Origin of the sequence: Taibaiella soli (genome assembly GCF_003236175.1) — a bacterium.
In the GTDB taxonomy this organism is placed as follows: Bacteria; Bacteroidota; Bacteroidia; order Chitinophagales; family Chitinophagaceae; genus QKTW01.
In genome coordinates this window covers 175,309-188,995 of the sequence record NZ_QKTW01000017.1, presented here as the reverse complement: position 1 = coordinate 188,995, position 13,687 = coordinate 175,309, and the positions used below count along the sequence as shown (strand labels likewise).

17 protein-coding genes are annotated in these 13,687 nt (G+C 44.4%); 8 read left to right on the top strand and 9 right to left on the bottom strand.

What is annotated here, in order from left to right; translation table 11 throughout:
• Nucleotides 1-30 precede the first annotated feature (30 nt).
• Nucleotides 31-1,485 carry a hypothetical protein gene (locus tag DN068_RS12320; protein WP_110999234.1) on the top strand — a complete coding sequence of 485 codons (1,455 nt, stop codon included), beginning with the start codon at nucleotides 31-33 and terminating at the stop codon, nucleotides 1,483-1,485.
• Nucleotides 1,486-1,518: 33 nt separating this feature from the next.
• On the opposite strand, the gene DN068_RS12315 is transcribed toward DN068_RS12320, so the two are convergent.
• Both DN068_RS12315 and DN068_RS12305 read right to left on the bottom strand, forming a co-directional pair.
• Entirely contained in the window at nucleotides 1,519-1,944 is a 426-nt protein-coding gene (locus DN068_RS12315; RefSeq protein WP_110999233.1) for a DUF1801 domain-containing protein, read from the bottom strand.
• A gap of 310 nt (nucleotides 1,945-2,254) precedes the next feature.
• The gene (locus tag DN068_RS12305) at nucleotides 2,255-2,689 is read right to left on the bottom strand and encodes a DoxX family membrane protein (protein WP_110999231.1); all 435 of its coding nucleotides are present in this window, start codon (nucleotides 2,687-2,689) and stop codon (nucleotides 2,255-2,257) included.
• 110 nt (nucleotides 2,690-2,799) lie between these two features.
• Here DN068_RS12305 and DN068_RS12300 point away from each other — a divergent pair, with 110 nt between their 5' ends.
• The 3 genes from DN068_RS12300 (at nucleotide 2,800) to DN068_RS12290 (ending at nucleotide 4,546) form a co-directional block, all read left to right on the top strand.
• On the top strand, nucleotides 2,800-3,303 hold the full coding sequence (locus DN068_RS12300; protein ID WP_110999230.1) for a GNAT family N-acetyltransferase: 504 nt from the start codon (nucleotides 2,800-2,802) through the stop codon (nucleotides 3,301-3,303).
• A gap of 395 nt (nucleotides 3,304-3,698) precedes the next feature.
• Nucleotides 3,699-3,983 carry a hypothetical protein gene (locus tag DN068_RS12295; protein WP_110999229.1) on the top strand — a complete coding sequence of 95 codons (285 nt, stop codon included), beginning with the start codon at nucleotides 3,699-3,701 and terminating at the stop codon, nucleotides 3,981-3,983.
• Between the two features lie 110 nt (nucleotides 3,984-4,093).
• Nucleotides 4,094-4,546 carry a DUF1569 domain-containing protein gene (locus DN068_RS12290; protein ID WP_110999228.1) on the top strand — a complete coding sequence of 151 codons (453 nt, stop codon included), beginning with the start codon at nucleotides 4,094-4,096 and terminating at the stop codon, nucleotides 4,544-4,546.
• A 58-nt stretch (nucleotides 4,547-4,604) separates the two neighbouring features.
• Here the strand turns inward: DN068_RS12290 and DN068_RS12285 are convergent, their stop codons facing one another.
• The 3 genes from DN068_RS12285 to DN068_RS12275 all read right to left on the bottom strand — a co-directional run bounded on the left by DN068_RS12285 (nucleotide 4,605) and on the right by DN068_RS12275 (nucleotide 7,181).
• The gene (locus tag DN068_RS12285; protein WP_110999227.1) at nucleotides 4,605-5,417 is read right to left on the bottom strand and encodes a helix-turn-helix domain-containing protein; all 813 of its coding nucleotides are present in this window, start codon (nucleotides 5,415-5,417) and stop codon (nucleotides 4,605-4,607) included.
• A gap of 24 nt (nucleotides 5,418-5,441) precedes the next feature.
• The gene (locus DN068_RS12280) at nucleotides 5,442-6,413 is read right to left on the bottom strand and encodes an aldo/keto reductase (protein ID WP_110999226.1); all 972 of its coding nucleotides are present in this window, start codon (nucleotides 6,411-6,413) and stop codon (nucleotides 5,442-5,444) included.
• 468 nt (nucleotides 6,414-6,881) lie between these two features.
• On the bottom strand, nucleotides 6,882-7,181 hold the full coding sequence (locus DN068_RS12275) for a hypothetical protein (protein ID WP_110999225.1): 300 nt from the start codon (nucleotides 7,179-7,181) through the stop codon (nucleotides 6,882-6,884).
• Between the two features lie 223 nt (nucleotides 7,182-7,404).
• On the opposite strand from DN068_RS12275, the gene DN068_RS12270 reads away from it, so the two are divergent.
• The 3 genes from DN068_RS12270 (at nucleotide 7,405) to DN068_RS12260 (ending at nucleotide 9,979) form a co-directional block, all read left to right on the top strand.
• Complete coding sequence (locus tag DN068_RS12270) at nucleotides 7,405-7,836, top strand: cupin domain-containing protein (RefSeq protein WP_110999224.1); 432 nt, start codon at nucleotides 7,405-7,407, stop codon at nucleotides 7,834-7,836.
• Nucleotides 7,837-8,350: 514 nt separating this feature from the next.
• Nucleotides 8,351-9,484: an ImmA/IrrE family metallo-endopeptidase gene (locus DN068_RS12265; RefSeq protein ID WP_110999223.1), complete on the top strand. Its 1,134-nt coding sequence runs from the start codon at nucleotides 8,351-8,353 to the stop codon at nucleotides 9,482-9,484.
• A 3-nt stretch (nucleotides 9,485-9,487) separates the two neighbouring features.
• On the top strand, nucleotides 9,488-9,979 hold the full coding sequence (locus DN068_RS12260) for a DUF4411 family protein (RefSeq protein WP_110999222.1): 492 nt from the start codon (nucleotides 9,488-9,490) through the stop codon (nucleotides 9,977-9,979).
• A gap of 27 nt (nucleotides 9,980-10,006) precedes the next feature.
• On the opposite strand, the gene DN068_RS12255 is transcribed toward DN068_RS12260, so the two are convergent.
• Complete coding sequence (locus DN068_RS12255) at nucleotides 10,007-11,113, bottom strand: serine hydrolase domain-containing protein (RefSeq protein ID WP_110999221.1); 1,107 nt, start codon at nucleotides 11,111-11,113, stop codon at nucleotides 10,007-10,009.
• Nucleotides 11,114-11,695, bottom strand: a complete 582-nt coding sequence (locus tag DN068_RS12250; protein ID WP_110999220.1) for a sugar O-acetyltransferase — start codon at nucleotides 11,693-11,695, stop codon at nucleotides 11,114-11,116.
• A 178-nt stretch (nucleotides 11,696-11,873) separates the two neighbouring features.
• Between DN068_RS12250 and DN068_RS12245 the strand changes: the two genes are divergently transcribed.
• Nucleotides 11,874-12,149 carry a hypothetical protein gene (locus tag DN068_RS12245; protein ID WP_110999219.1) on the top strand — a complete coding sequence of 92 codons (276 nt, stop codon included), beginning with the start codon at nucleotides 11,874-11,876 and terminating at the stop codon, nucleotides 12,147-12,149.
• Between the two features lie 9 nt (nucleotides 12,150-12,158).
• On the opposite strand, the gene DN068_RS12240 is transcribed toward DN068_RS12245, so the two are convergent.
• The gene (locus tag DN068_RS12240) at nucleotides 12,159-13,031 is read right to left on the bottom strand and encodes a YitT family protein (protein ID WP_110999218.1); all 873 of its coding nucleotides are present in this window, start codon (nucleotides 13,029-13,031) and stop codon (nucleotides 12,159-12,161) included.
• Between the two features lie 8 nt (nucleotides 13,032-13,039).
• Nucleotides 13,040-13,591: an HD domain-containing protein gene (locus DN068_RS12235; protein ID WP_165836379.1), complete on the bottom strand. Its 552-nt coding sequence runs from the start codon at nucleotides 13,589-13,591 to the stop codon at nucleotides 13,040-13,042.
• Nucleotides 13,592-13,687 lie beyond the last annotated feature (96 nt).

The window sequence follows — 13,687 nt, the reverse complement described above, 5'->3', positions numbered from 1 at the left end:
GTATCTTGCGGCCTTTTACCTGTAGACATAATGCAACAGCCCTTGTTTAATAAGCCCGTAAGGATCATTAGCATCATTACGCTCATTATATTCATTGCATATGGACTGGCAATTACCATTTTTCCTATTCTTCCCTTTTGGGTTGATGAATGGTTCTTGCTGGAAAATATAAAATTCAAATCAGCAGCACAGTTGTGGCATAACCTTGACAGGCTGCAGCAGTTTCCGAGGGTTTATCTCGAGCTTATAAAAGCGTTTGCTTCAGCAAACGATTACAGTTATACTTCACTGCGCCTGCCATCTTTTCTGATGCATTGCGCAGGTGTCGCGTTTCTGTACAAGCTCTCCGGCAGGATATTCAAGAAGGATGTTCTGTCGCGCTTTCTGTGGATCATGCTGTACATCTCGTTCAATACATCCATCCATTATTTTGCGCAGGTAAAACAATACACGATGGAAATGGCGCTCAGTCTGGTTGCTATCTGGCAGTTTTTGGAGATAATCGGGCTGGAGACGAAACAGCTGAAGACTTCCCGCTACTTGCTGCTCTGTGCCAGCTTTGTCATCTGTCCGTTTTTCAGTTATACTTATCCGATCGTTATGGCGCCGGTTTATATCATAGCCGGACTCCGCGCGGTGAAATTCAGACAGTGGCGTCCTGCTGTCTGGTTGCCGCTGTGCATCGGCATGGTCGCTGTGGCTGTATTCTATTTGCTTGATGTCCGGCATGTACTTGCTGACCAGGGAATGCAGGATTTCTGGCAAGATCTGTTGATGAAGAAATTTAGTGTCAAGACATTTTTCGTCAATACTTATGCCATGTTCGGCGTTCTCGGTTCGGGCGATTTGCTGGCAAATGTTTTCGGTGTGTTGGGATACGCGGCATTTATCTATTGCAATGTTGTCGCAATAAAAAATTTCTTCCGCAGAGAAGATGAAACCAGTATGCTCGCTGTTTATAGTTGCGTGCTCCTCTGGGTGACGCTGGCATTGTTTGTTGCCGGTAAATTACCGCTGGGTACGTTCAGGCTTAATTGCTTCCTGGTGCCAGTACTGGGATTGATGATCATTAATCTGCTGAACGGATGGAGTCTCCTGAAAAAGCAAAAGGTGGTGGTAACAGCGGTTTATCTCTTGGTTTTTCTGGGTGCGACCGCTACTGTATATACCACTGTCGGTGAACTGGCAACCGAAGATCACGCAAAAAAGATAAGAATTTATAACAGTTGCAATAACGCATTGACTGCTGCGCAAAAGGAGCATTTGCCCGTGTTTGTTACGCCGGCCGCTGCTTATCCGTTTGATGATCGCTGGCAGGGCGACTGGATCATACGTACGCTTCCCGGGTATAAAGTGAATATCCCGTTGGAGATATATCCTATCCCGGCTGCGGATAGTGCCATGCGGCATGTTTCGGAAATTAAGGAGCCCAAAGGTGCGGCGATTGTACTGGATGGCGAGCGGTATATGAAGATCAGTTTTTAGAGAATTGTGTGAGAGGTATTTTGCTGCTTATTTTCATTTCGTAGCTTCAAACCCAAACCCGATTGCTGCTGCAAGTACATCCAGGTTAATATCTTTCAGCGCTTTGAACTTGATGCAATAGCCCGTTACGCTCGCTTTGTCCAGTTGTTTGCCGAAGGTTTCCTGTAAGTATTTTTTGTCTTCGATGCCGAGAATATAAACGGAGATTCCGGTTGTATTGGCACTCATCCCGATTTGAAAGAAGTCCCTGGTTTTGCCGTTGGCGTATTTTATAACCTGAAAGCCGTACCCAATCGTAGGGTTAGCGACAACTTTACCTTCCTCGTTTTTGCCTTCGTCAAACCATAGTTTAATTTCTGGCTTCATCTCAAGTATACGTTCGTGCAACGTCTGCATGTCGTTGCGTTTCGGCTCCGGCTGACTCGCAATTAAGGCTTTGATTTGTTTCTGTACGTCCATATAAAATTCATTTTAGCTCGCCCTGTATACAGACGCTGATTTCACCGGTTTATTTTTTACAACCCTTTTACTTTTCGACGGCCGGCAAACACCACAGGTACCACCGTTCTGAGAACAGTTTTTGCAATACTTACAATTTTTACACGCTGTGCAATATTTATCTCCGCTGCATTTTCCGGCATAGGTCGGTGTGTCTGCAATGGCCAGTAGTGCAATAGATAGTAGAAGGGTAAGTTGTTTCATGGTTCTATTTTTAGGGTGATTTTTAAAAATAATATTTTTTATACGCCCGTCAAATAGTCCGGCAGCGCTACTTTTCTGCAAGTAGCTGATCAATGCTATAGCGGTAATCTCCAAGCGCTGCAAGTGCAAAGCTTGCTGCTGCTGCGGTCCAGACAGAGTAATCGAGACTGGGTTTGAGGCCAAAACTATAAGTCATTGCAAGCGCAAAACAGAGTAATAACACGGCGGAAACGGTGGCCGCAATTTTTATTTTGTAACCAATCAGGAATAATACCGGCAGTAAAATTTCGAGCGTTGTGGCAACAATGGCGAGTACGATGTTTATTTGTGCATTCGCAAAAGAATTGACACGCTGCGAATAAGCGACAAAATTTTCCCAGTTGCCCCAGCTTACATGTTCCGTGCCCCAAAAGCCCAGCCGGTCGGCAACGGCTGATAGAAAGGAAACGGAAAGCGCCAGTCTTAGAAAAAGCTGAACCAATGTCGCTCTGTTTGTATTCATCGCTGTAAAAGATTTTACGACAAATGTATTCTCTGGTAATGGTATAAAACTTAAACTGGTTTAAGATGTACTTTTGTAGCCGTCAGCCCGGGAATTTTAAAAGAACACGAATGAGCACACTTAAATACAGAGACGCTACCAAAGCAGATCTTCCGAAAATTGTAGAGATATACAATTCAACGATACCATCACGCATGGTAACCGCAGATACGGAGCCTGTGTCGGTAGAAAGCCGCGAGCGCTGGTTTGACGAACATCAAGGCAACAGGCCGTTGTGGATGGTGGAAAATGAAGATAATGAGATTGTGGGATGGGTGAGTTTTCAACCGTTTTACGGCCGGCCGGCGTATAATGCAACCGTAGAGGTGAGTATTTATATGGACGAGCAATATAGAGGCCAGGGTTTCGGCAAAAGGATTCTTGAATACTGTTTAAACATTGCGCCCGATTTTCAGATAAAAACATTGCTCGGTTTTATTTTTGCGCACAACGAGCCAAGCCTGAAATTGTTTAAGCATTTTGGATTTGAGGAATGGGGTAATTTCCCGAACATTGCGATTCTCGATGGGGAAGAACGCGGCCTCATCATTATGGGAAAACGTCTGGTACCATAATGACAGACTGATGCAATGATCAATCCGGATATGAGTGCGTAGTCAATGAAATGATTCTATGTGTCTATCACGCATTTTAAAAAGTGAGTTTAAATTCAAGGCGCTCAGACTCGGCAGCACAGTAGTAACGAAGTTTAATCGAGCGATCGTCTGAACCCTGACATGGTCGGGTGAAGACTGCCCTTTTTTGCTTACTTTTTTTGGCATAAAAAAAGTAAGATTAGGTTGGTTCGAAGCCAAATTTGAAGCATTGCAGCTTGCTGGTAGTCGAGGTGATCCACGAAAATATAAGTCTGCATTGCTTGTGAATTCCCTCAAAAAGTAAATTAAATCACTGTTTTCAGTAACAATGCTCACCGCCGCGAGCCATCGTAGTAGGTAGCTTTGCGCTGTTTATGAAGGAGAAAAAGGAGGTAGGGATGCCTGCGTTTACCGTTTCTGTATTGCAAAATCTGAAGGCCAAAGGTTATCAGTTTATACAGGTAGAAGGCATTACCAGCACTGGTTATGTAGACCATATTATTGGCAATTACATTGTGCTTACACCTTTTTATCAGCTTCCCGAAGGACCCGGATTAATTGAAGTGTATGAATCCATTGAAAGCCCGATTATACAGTCATGGGCGGAGTCCGGAGACGAGACAATCGTTGTCAAAAGGAAGTTTGCCGGCGCTATCTGATTGGCTGGCACGGCTCAGAGCAATAACCTTGGTGTTAGCGTGAGATCCCTTATCCTGTGCGGTTTTTCGTAACTTTATACCACGGTCGAAATTTTTTAAATACCAGGTATATGAAAAATTTGCTAACGCCCGATGTAAAGAATGAGGTGCTCGCCCGGATCGACAACCTCTCGCCTGAATCAAAGGCTTTATGGGGCAAAATGAATGTGAATCAGGGACTCCGGCACATGGCAATGGCTTTCGATACTGCAACCGGCGAACTGGATCCAACCGTTGCTCAGAGATTGCCGATGCCAAAGTGGCTAATTAAATTCTTCTTTCTGAACACGAAACCGCCCAAGGAAAAAGTTCAGACTTTCGTGGAAATGAATATGGTGAAGCAGGGCATCAATCCCCCGGATTTTGAAGCCGAACGGCAGCAGCTCAAGCACAACATCGAAAAGTTTTACAACGCAACAGATCTGGTGCCGGAAAATAAACTGGCGGGTAAATTCAACAGACAAGACTGGGGCAAACTATTCTATAATCATACAGACCACCATTTGAGGCAATTTGGTGTTTAAAAACCAAAGAAAAGCTGGCACAATCATTTCACGTTTGACATTTCACGTTTGCCTTCGCTTACGCAGCTTTCCATTCCGAAGGTGCCTTACCGTATTTTCTGCTAAAGGAACGAGAGAAATGTGACAAACTTTCAAAGCCAAGATCCAGATAAATATCAGATGGCTTGCGACTTTTCTCAATCAGATAACGTGCCTCCGTTAAGCGTCGTTCCATTAGCCATTGCTTAGGTGCCGCGTCAAATACCTTCTTGAAATCACGCTTAAATCCCGCGAGACTTCTACCAGTCAGCTGTGCAAATTTTTCAAGGGGAATATTGAAATGAAAATTACCCAGCATAAATTTTTCCAGATCGATCTTATGCGGCTCCGAAAAATCGAACAACAAAGAACGAAGTCCGGGCATTGCATGGAGTATTAGTTTTACGCCTTCCTTTACTTTGAGCATGCCCATCGCATCAGTTAAGGTCGCTTCCGGATTGCGGACATAGGGTAGCACTGACTGAAAATAACCACGTAAAAAATCCGTTGGCGGTATGAGCACATTACGCGGACCACTATATTTCTCCTGCATCGTCAATTGTTCTTCCAGCACAATCTGGCGCAGCATTTCCTCCTGTAGTGAGATCACAATAGTCTCGTAATCTTCGCCGGGTAATGGCGTCTTTGTAATTGTAGCGAGTTGATTTTTGCCGATCAGCAGCATTTCGCCTTTTCGCATGGTTACTTTCTGGCCGGATGTCTCTAAAGTAAACTGCCCCGAGGCCACCAACACCAGGGTGTTGTGCTCGAGGAAGCTTACTTTGTCTTTCCGTTGTGCAGAGAGATAGGCATAAAAAATAAGGCCCGGAATGATTTCGCTTGGATTCGTCACAGCGCAAAGTTATTTAATTGCAGCCTAACGCTGCAGGTAGGTACCACCCAGCATTGCGCCCGGTGCAAAATTTGTATTTAGTAATGCGGTTTCTTCCGGCGTAAAATGGATCTCCATAGCTGCCATATTCTCCGGCAGTCTCGATCTTTTGCTCATACTCACCAAAGGCATGATGTGCTCGCCCTGCTGATTGACCCATGCAATTGCAAGCTGTGTTGTGGTAGTGCCTTTGTCTTTTGCCAGTTGCTTCAGAATTTCTACTTTCTCCAGATTTTGTTTGAGGTTGTCGCCCTGAAAACGAGAGAAGTGCAGACGATGATCATTTTCAGCTAATGGCGCTTTAAGGTCGCCGGTCAGTAAGCCTTCTGCTGTATTTGCAAAAGCAACCACGCCAATACCCAGTTCTTTTGCAGCAGGCAGCAACTCGTTTTCTATCTGACGATCCGCCAGCGAATAGCCAATTTCCAGCGCTGCTACGGGATGGATCGCGTGTACCTGACGAAGTTGTTCTGCGGTTATTTCCGATACGCCGAGGTGACGGACTTTTCCTTCTGTAATCAGATCTGCGACGGTGCCAATTACATCCGCTATAGGCACGCTGTTGTCTAAACGGCAGGGTTGATAAAGATCGATCACATCAACGCCCAGACGAACCAGTGAATAATTGATAAAGTTCTTGATGGCTATTGGACGAAGGTCGAGGCCCAGCATTTGTTTGCCATAAAAAATGGCGCCAAATTTTACGCTGATAAATGCATCGTCGCGTCTGCCTTTGATCGCTTTGCCGACAAGCATTTCATTATGACCGGCGCCATAGAAATCACCTGTGTTTAAAAAATTAATGCCGTTGTCCAGTGCCTGCTGAATCGTAGCAACGCTTTCCGCTTCATCCGGTTTTGCAGATCCCCATACCGGCGACATGCGCATACAGCCGAGTCCCAGTTTTGATACTTCAGGACCGTTATTGCCCAGTTTTATTTTTGTTATTCCTGTCATGACTGATAATAGATTTTGAAGACACAAAGCTCCTTGTTTTGGATAGACGACAGGATGTCTGACGGGCTCAATTTAGTTGTCTGGATGGCTCAATTATAAGGTTGACCTTGTATGGAGGTAAGTAGACCTCGTTCGGAAGTAGGTCGACCTTGTAGGTGAAGTAAGTGGACCTAGTAAAAAAGTAGGTGGACCTTGTTTGAAACTAGGTCGGGCTTGTAGGTAAACGAGGTCGACCTTTTGCAGCAGCAGGTAGACCTCGTTCTGAATTAGGTCGAGCTGGTAGGTGAAGTAAGTGGACCTAGTAAAAAAGTAGGTGGACCTTGTACCTGAACAAGGTCCACCTCGTTTTAAAGTAGGTCTGCCTGGTAAATCAATAGGTCGACGACAAGAAATGCAGATTGCTCTGTGTCACAATCTTTTAGGGCAAAAAAAATCCGGCAAGAAGAGCGTCTTGCCGGATTGCTGGTATTATTTCTTATTCTTGAGCTTATCCTTGGCGATGTATTCCTTATGTCCTTTCTTGTCGACCCAATAGTATTTTGAGTGGGCGTCGATGTAGATCGTTTCACCGTTTGGCCCTTCTTTGTCTTTGTAAACTTTATCGACAACGGAGGATTTGCCCTTAGACGCAACTTCCGCAGTTTTATCTGCGGCTTTTGTAGCATCTTTTGACACTTCTTTTTCCGCTTTTTTAGTGGTACTCTGCGCATTAACTGATGCAGACCCGGTCATGAGTGCCAAGACTAGCAAGCTGATTATTGGTTTCATAATTAATGTTTTTGGTTACTTTATTGATATCAGTTTAACTATAAAAGATTTGTGCCATCATTTCTGGGGGAAAAGTTAAATAGCTAAAAAGTTAAATGGTTAAAACCTTAAAAAGTGGACATCTTGGTTAGCTCACAACTGACAACTGACCATTCGCAAAAATCAGTGATCAGGGAAATCAGATATCAGCGATTTATTTTATCTTATATGAAAATTCACACACATGTTCCCCGTATTTAAAGAAGAGATCTCTATTGGCGAGCTAAAGCTCAAGTTCCTGTTCGATGGCCAGGATACCGACGGCACATTGGTGGTATTTGAAATGCTGGTGCCACCGAATATAAAAGTGCCTGCACCGCATTACCATGTCGACGTTGATGAAACGCTTCATGTGATGGAAGGCACGCTGCACCAGATTTATGGCGATGAAATCCGAGTGTTGAATCCCGGTGATACATTGTTTATTAAACGCGGCATTGTGCACGGCTTTAATAATACCGGAACGGTGCCGACACGCGTACTTTGTTCTTTATCGCAAGCAAGCATCGGCCCGGAATATTTCAGAGCAATCGCCGAGATCATCAATGCTGGTGGTCCACCGGATATGCAAAGAATATTGGGAGTGATGAAGCAGTTTGGTTTGGAAGTGAAGTAGGGCGGGAATGTGGTGAATGTGGGAAATCTGCGGAATATGCTGCCCACGCAATTGCGCGGAGGAGATAATTTGTATTCGCGCTTGTCTTTGGTAATTCCATTGAATTATGTCGGAAGTCGATGGTGCTCGTGATGGGGTATCCTATGTTTGCCATCGAATGATTTACTCGTGTTTGTCCCGATGAAAGAGGGATCCCGCGTGTTGTGGGTTTGCATGTTTAGCGGGACGTCTCCTTAGGGTCGACGTGACATGGGGAAAAACACACCACGCGGGTCTTCCCGATGACGAGGTATGAGGAAGTATGAATCTGATTTCGCACTGGAAAAAGTCTGACGAAAAAGAACGCACTCACGATGGCACAACGACACGGATCGCCGAGATCTTGAACGTGGTCTGTTGGCGATGCAAAGAATATTGAGTGTGATGATGCAGTTTGGAGTGAATGTAAAGTAGGGGTGAGGATTTTTTGGGTCTCTGATTTCTGAATGTGCTAATTAATTATTTTCGTGAAAATATGAGTACCACGGTAAAAATAAATCCTGAAATGCTTTTCTGGGCTTTAAAGAGGTCTGGGAAAACGGTGGATGATTTAGTAAAGGCGTTGCCCAGATTGCCTGAATGGCTCAAGCAAGAAGCAGAACCAACCGTCAAGCAGCTGGAGGTTTTTTCAAAGCGTGTTCATTTGCCGTTCGGCTATTTATTTTTGCCTGAGCCACCTAAAGAAACATTGCCATTCCCTTATTTTCGACATGGTAGTAAAATTGTAAACAGTGATATAAGTTTAAATATTGCGGATACGGTAAGAAGCTTACAGCAACGTCAGCAGTGGCTGAGCGAGTATTTGCAGGAGGACGGACATCAACCGTTGTCTTTTATTGGAAGATTTTCTACAAAGAATGGAATTGAAGATATTGTTGAGGATATTCGCAATACGCTGGGGTTAGCATTGGACTGGGCTTCTGATGTTAAGGATGCGCCCAGCGCTTTCCGTTTTCTCGTCAACCAAATTGAGGAAATTGGAATTATTGTCGTTGTGAACGGGATTGTTGGGAATAATACAAAGCGAAAAATTGATGCCGCTGAATGCCGGGGATTTATATTAGTCAACGAGTATTGTCCATTTTTATTCATCAACAACAGCGATGCAGAATCAGCTAAATTATTTACGTTGATTCACGAATTGGCGCATGTTTGGCTAGGTAAAAGCGCAGGTTTTGATACTAATCAGTTTATGCCGGCGAATGATCCGGTCGAGCAGCTTTGTGATAAGGTTGCCGCAGAATTTTTAGTGCCGGGAACTATATTCAAAAATGTATGGCAGCAACGTTCTGATCTTGGCTATGTCGCCCGTTATTTTAAGGTAAGTCGTATTGTAATAGCAAGGCGTGCACTGGATCTGGGGTTTATTACAAAAGGGCAATTTTTTAGCTGGTATAGCCAATGGCAATTTCAGGCTCAGCAGAAAAAAGAAGAATCAAACGGTGGCGGAGATTACTATAATAATCAAATAAATCGTGTTAGTCTTCGTTTCGCTGCATTTATTGATCAGGCTGTTCAGCAGGGTAAACTTTCTCATCGTGAAGCTTATAAGCTGACGGGGCTTAGTGGAGATACCTATCATCATTTTATAAACGCTAAGTTGAAATAGAGAATGGCTTATTTGTTAGATGCAAACTTTTTTATAACAGCACATCGGGCACATTATCCGTTTGACGTCGTTCCCTCGTTTTGGAATAAGGTTAAAGAATTAGCAGGGCAGGGCATTATAAGAAGTCTTGACAAGGTAGGGGCGGAAATCAGAAAAGGCAACGACCATCTCAAAGATTGGGCTGATGCCGAATTACCTGCTGATTTTTTTGAGGATAGTTCCAGACACATAGTCGCTTATAGTCGAATCGCGCAATGGGCTGCTGAACGGGCATTTCATTATTCTCCCGGAGCTATTAATGAATTTTTGGATGCTGATGAAGCTGATGCATGGCTTATTGCGGCCGCATCAGAGCTTGGCAATACTATTGTAACGCACGAAATCAGCAATCCCCGAATGAAATCAAGAATCGCTATTCCGGAACCCTGCGATCATTTTTCGATTCAATTTTGCAATCCGATACAGATGTTTCGTCAGCTGGGTGTTCGCTTTTAAAGGCGAACGCGAAACATTTGCAGTTCTTCATTTCCTCCCCAGCTCCCTCACCACTCCCTTACTAATCTCTAATGCCACCGGTCTGTGTGAAGTCTCCAATGCGGCCACTGCAATCGTGGCGTTTAGTGCAGGGATATAAATGACATCAGTGCCCAACCCGCCGCCGTGGTTATAGCCTTTTTGGTTGGCGTAGGTGACCTTGCGTATGCCGAGGCAATAGTTGATTTGGAGATTGGGCGGTACGTCGGTCGTCATTAAGGCAAGGATATTTTGGTTGTGGATGACTTTGCCGTTGAAGAGGTATTGAAAGAATTTCGCCATGTCACTTACTGTGGCGATCATACCGCCGCCACCGTACAGATCCCAGGATGGATCGAGATCATAAGTGTCCCAGCCGAATTCATCCCAGTATTGATGCGCTTGTGGCTTTGCGCTAGCCGGAGCTTTCTCGAATTTGGCAAACCAGGTATTGTTCAAATGCAGTTGCTTGTAGTCGAGTAGGGACCGCATGGCGCGGTAATAAGGCTGCTTTGTTTTTTGTTCGATGATTTCCGTTAATAAAATATAATTGATATCCGCGTAGCGAAAAGTATCACCAGCAGCTTTTAACGGCGGACCTGCTTTCACGGCACGTTGTATCTGTTCGTTTCTGGTCCATGTGTGTTTTTTGTGCGCGTTTTCGAAAGCAAAATAATCTTCATCCACATAATCTCTAATACCCGAAGTGTGAGACATCAGATGTTTTACCGTGATGCTTTCTGTTTGGTAGCCCGCGCTTCGCAGTAAACTATCGGTGTGCGTTTTAAGCAAAGAATGAATCGGCTGATTGATATCAAGCTCGCCCGCTTCCATCAGTTTTAAGATCGTAGCTGCAACATAAGGTTTGGTATTGCTGGCTATCAAAACCGGCTGGTTGGCACTGAGTTTTTGTTTGGTTGTACGATTGGCATACCCAACGGCATAATCCCAGGAGATGTGTTTGTCTGGCGCTTCTACGTGCAACAGAAAACCAACGGCTTCGGGATTTTTGTTGTAAACAGAATCTACAAAATGTTGGATGCGCTGTTCAAATGTTTGTGCATTTGTTTGCACTGCGGCTGCGAGCAACAATAACCAGATCATTCCTTGTTTCATCTAACTTTCTTTGATTGTTTCATTCAATGCTGTTTCTATCATTCGAATCACCTTCGCCGGATTACCGCCGACTAAAGTATTAGCGGGCACATTTTTTGTTACTACAGATCCTGCTGCGACGACAGCGTTTTCTCCAATCGTTACACCACCGATAACGGTTACACCTGCTGCGATCCAGACATTACGTTTGATTATGATTGGCTTTCCAATAGTCACTGTGCGGCGTTGTACGGGATCAAGCGAATGACCGGTGGTAATGATATTTACATTAGGTCCGATCATTACATCGTCTTCAATCGTAAGTCCGCCAAGATCATAGAGTGTGCAGTTTTGATTGATGAACACATTCTTGCCTACGGTGATTTCAGTACCGCCTGCGGTGTAGAACGGAGGGATCAGGATAAAATTTTCATCTACTGGTTTTCCAATGAGTTCGCTAAACAAAACGCGAACTTCCGCAGGGTCGTTAAACGTCAGATGATTTAGTTTGGTGGTGATCGCCATGGCGCGTCTGGTATTTTCAACCATCGCTGCAGATTCTGGTGTTCTCCGGTGGATTATTGTCGCTTGGTCTTCATTCATAGCTGTTATTCCGTTTGGGTGCTTTGGGAAACGGACGGTAAATATATCAGCAATTGACGAGAAGCCACTAAAATGGTATTGTATAACCGAAAAGTCCTTTTGGGCAGAAACTGTGTCTCTTTGGGCATTTTGAATAAGTTGGCTTACAAGACCTTTGCATCTTTAAAGTTTATTAGATATGATACAGTCAGCTCGTACTTTTTTAGCTATTTCAAATGAACGTAAAAGCGGCGTTGAGCGCAATCTTGATGCTATTTCAGCAGCACTGGAGCATATGCTCGCTTCTGGTTTTGCGTTTGATGATAGCATGGATATTCATGATCTGTTTCGCATTTATCAGCAGTTGTCGCGTTTGTCCAGCGCAGTGACCGACGCGATGATCGTTTCGGGCGATGTTGCGGTGCTTTTTCAGCAATCGCGGAAAGTTGATAAGAAGGCGAGTTGTGAATTGTAGCCGGCCGCATCAATGGCTGGCACGGCGTTTTAAAACACCGCCGGCTGCTTCTTTAATCCGGTGGGTAAAAATAAAGGAGTTCGGATCGATGCTGTGCACGAGATTTTTTAGTCTTCTCACTTCAAGCCGGGTAACGACTGTAAATACAATATCACAATCTGTGCTTATTTCAAAGCTATCTTTCAGAAATCCTCTTTCGCCTTTATATACGGTAATGCCTCTGCCGGTTTGTAATACCAATGCTTCTTTTATTTCCTGACTTCTTCCGGAGATAATAGTAACGCCGGTATATTCTTCCAGACCTTCAATTACATAATGTATCGTACGACTGGCAACAAAATAGGTGAGCATTGCAAATAGTGCCCGTTCCAGTCCGAAGTGCATCGCTGCGAGTAAAAAGATAATGACGTTTAGTCCCAGTATAATTTCGCTGATGGTAAAGCTGCTACGGCGCATGGTGTACAATGCCAGAATCTCCAGGCCGTCAATCGCGCAACCGCCGCGCATTGCCAGACCGATACCGATGCCGAGGAACAAACCGCCGAACATGGATACGAGTATTTTTTCTGATGTCACCACAGGATATGGTAAAAACTCAAGACAGAGGGAGAGCAGCACTACGCAGGCCAATGTTTTGAGGGCAAATTTTCTATTTACCAGAAATGAGCCAATGATAATGAACGGAAGATTTACGAGAATAATCAGCATGGCCAGGTTCCAGTGAAACATTTCATGCAGCAGCAGTGAAACGCCGGTAACACCGCCATCCAGAAATTGATTGGGTACCAGAAAGCTTTTCAATGCAAATCCCGCAATCACCACTCCGGCAACTGTGTGTACGGTGTCCTGTATCAGGGAAGGGAAGTTGTTGGCCAGTTTCATCTCAATAGTTATTTTATTATTTTGGATTTTATGACGGCGAGGTGTTCTGCTTTACGGTCTCCTCTGAGTGCTTTCGCTGATTCTGTAAAATATCTGTGATGTTCCAGAAAATCTTCCTGCAAGAGGTTCCATTCGTTCTCGCTGTGAATGGTGCCCAATGTGCGCAGTTCGTCAAACAACCGGTTACCGACTGTAAAAAAATCATCTCTGCCAAAGTAATCGAGGTCTGCATCGCAGATAATCATCTCCAGTTTGTTGGCCGGCGTCTGCGGAATCTTTGTCGCCATAATCATCCCGCAAATCCGTTCAATCTGATCCTGGTTGTAATCATAGTCGGGTAAATATTTTCGCGCCAGATCGCATCCGATCAGTTCATGATTTTTTTGCTGCTGCAAAAAGCCCGCGTCATGAAACAATACTGCCGTAAGCAGTATCTGCAAATCTTCACCTGATATGTTTTCAAGGCCGGCCAGCCGCTCGGCCGAATGGTAAACATCCTTCGTGTGTTCCAGTGAGTGATATGTGAGGTTCGGTGGCAACACTTCAAGAAGTCTTTCCAAAACAAATTTCTTAACCTTCTCAAATTGCATGGTAGGCTGAATATGTTAATACAATATAATAAATAATATTTTAATAATTTAATGTCTGCTTGATGC

What these genes read in the sequence shown, in the direction of transcription:
- DN068_RS12320 (WP_110999234.1), top strand. Translation starts at nt 31, where the DNA reads ATGCAACAGCCCTTGTTTAATAAGCCCGTAAGGATCATTAGCATCATT.
- DN068_RS12315 (WP_110999233.1), bottom strand. Translation starts at nt 1,944, where the DNA reads ATGGACGTACAGAAACAAATCAAAGCCTTAATTGCGAGTCAGCCGGAG.
- DN068_RS12305 (WP_110999231.1), bottom strand. Translation starts at nt 2,689, where the DNA reads ATGAATACAAACAGAGCGACATTGGTTCAGCTTTTTCTAAGACTGGCG.
- DN068_RS12300 (WP_110999230.1), top strand. Translation starts at nt 2,800, where the DNA reads ATGAGCACACTTAAATACAGAGACGCTACCAAAGCAGATCTTCCGAAA.
- DN068_RS12295 (WP_110999229.1), top strand. Translation starts at nt 3,699, where the DNA reads ATGAAGGAGAAAAAGGAGGTAGGGATGCCTGCGTTTACCGTTTCTGTA.
- DN068_RS12290 (WP_110999228.1), top strand. Translation starts at nt 4,094, where the DNA reads ATGAAAAATTTGCTAACGCCCGATGTAAAGAATGAGGTGCTCGCCCGG.
- DN068_RS12280 (WP_110999226.1), bottom strand. Translation starts at nt 6,413, where the DNA reads ATGACAGGAATAACAAAAATAAAACTGGGCAATAACGGTCCTGAAGTA.
- DN068_RS12275 (WP_110999225.1), bottom strand. Translation starts at nt 7,181, where the DNA reads ATGAAACCAATAATCAGCTTGCTAGTCTTGGCACTCATGACCGGGTCT.
- DN068_RS12270 (WP_110999224.1), top strand. Translation starts at nt 7,405, where the DNA reads ATGTTCCCCGTATTTAAAGAAGAGATCTCTATTGGCGAGCTAAAGCTC.
- DN068_RS12265 (WP_110999223.1), top strand. Translation starts at nt 8,351, where the DNA reads ATGAGTACCACGGTAAAAATAAATCCTGAAATGCTTTTCTGGGCTTTA.
- DN068_RS12260 (WP_110999222.1), top strand. Translation starts at nt 9,488, where the DNA reads ATGGCTTATTTGTTAGATGCAAACTTTTTTATAACAGCACATCGGGCA.
- DN068_RS12255 (WP_110999221.1), bottom strand. Translation starts at nt 11,113, where the DNA reads ATGAAACAAGGAATGATCTGGTTATTGTTGCTCGCAGCCGCAGTGCAA.
- DN068_RS12250 (WP_110999220.1), bottom strand. Translation starts at nt 11,695, where the DNA reads ATGAATGAAGACCAAGCGACAATAATCCACCGGAGAACACCAGAATCT.
- DN068_RS12245 (WP_110999219.1), top strand. Translation starts at nt 11,874, where the DNA reads ATGATACAGTCAGCTCGTACTTTTTTAGCTATTTCAAATGAACGTAAA.
- DN068_RS12240 (WP_110999218.1), bottom strand. Translation starts at nt 13,031, where the DNA reads ATGAAACTGGCCAACAACTTCCCTTCCCTGATACAGGACACCGTACAC.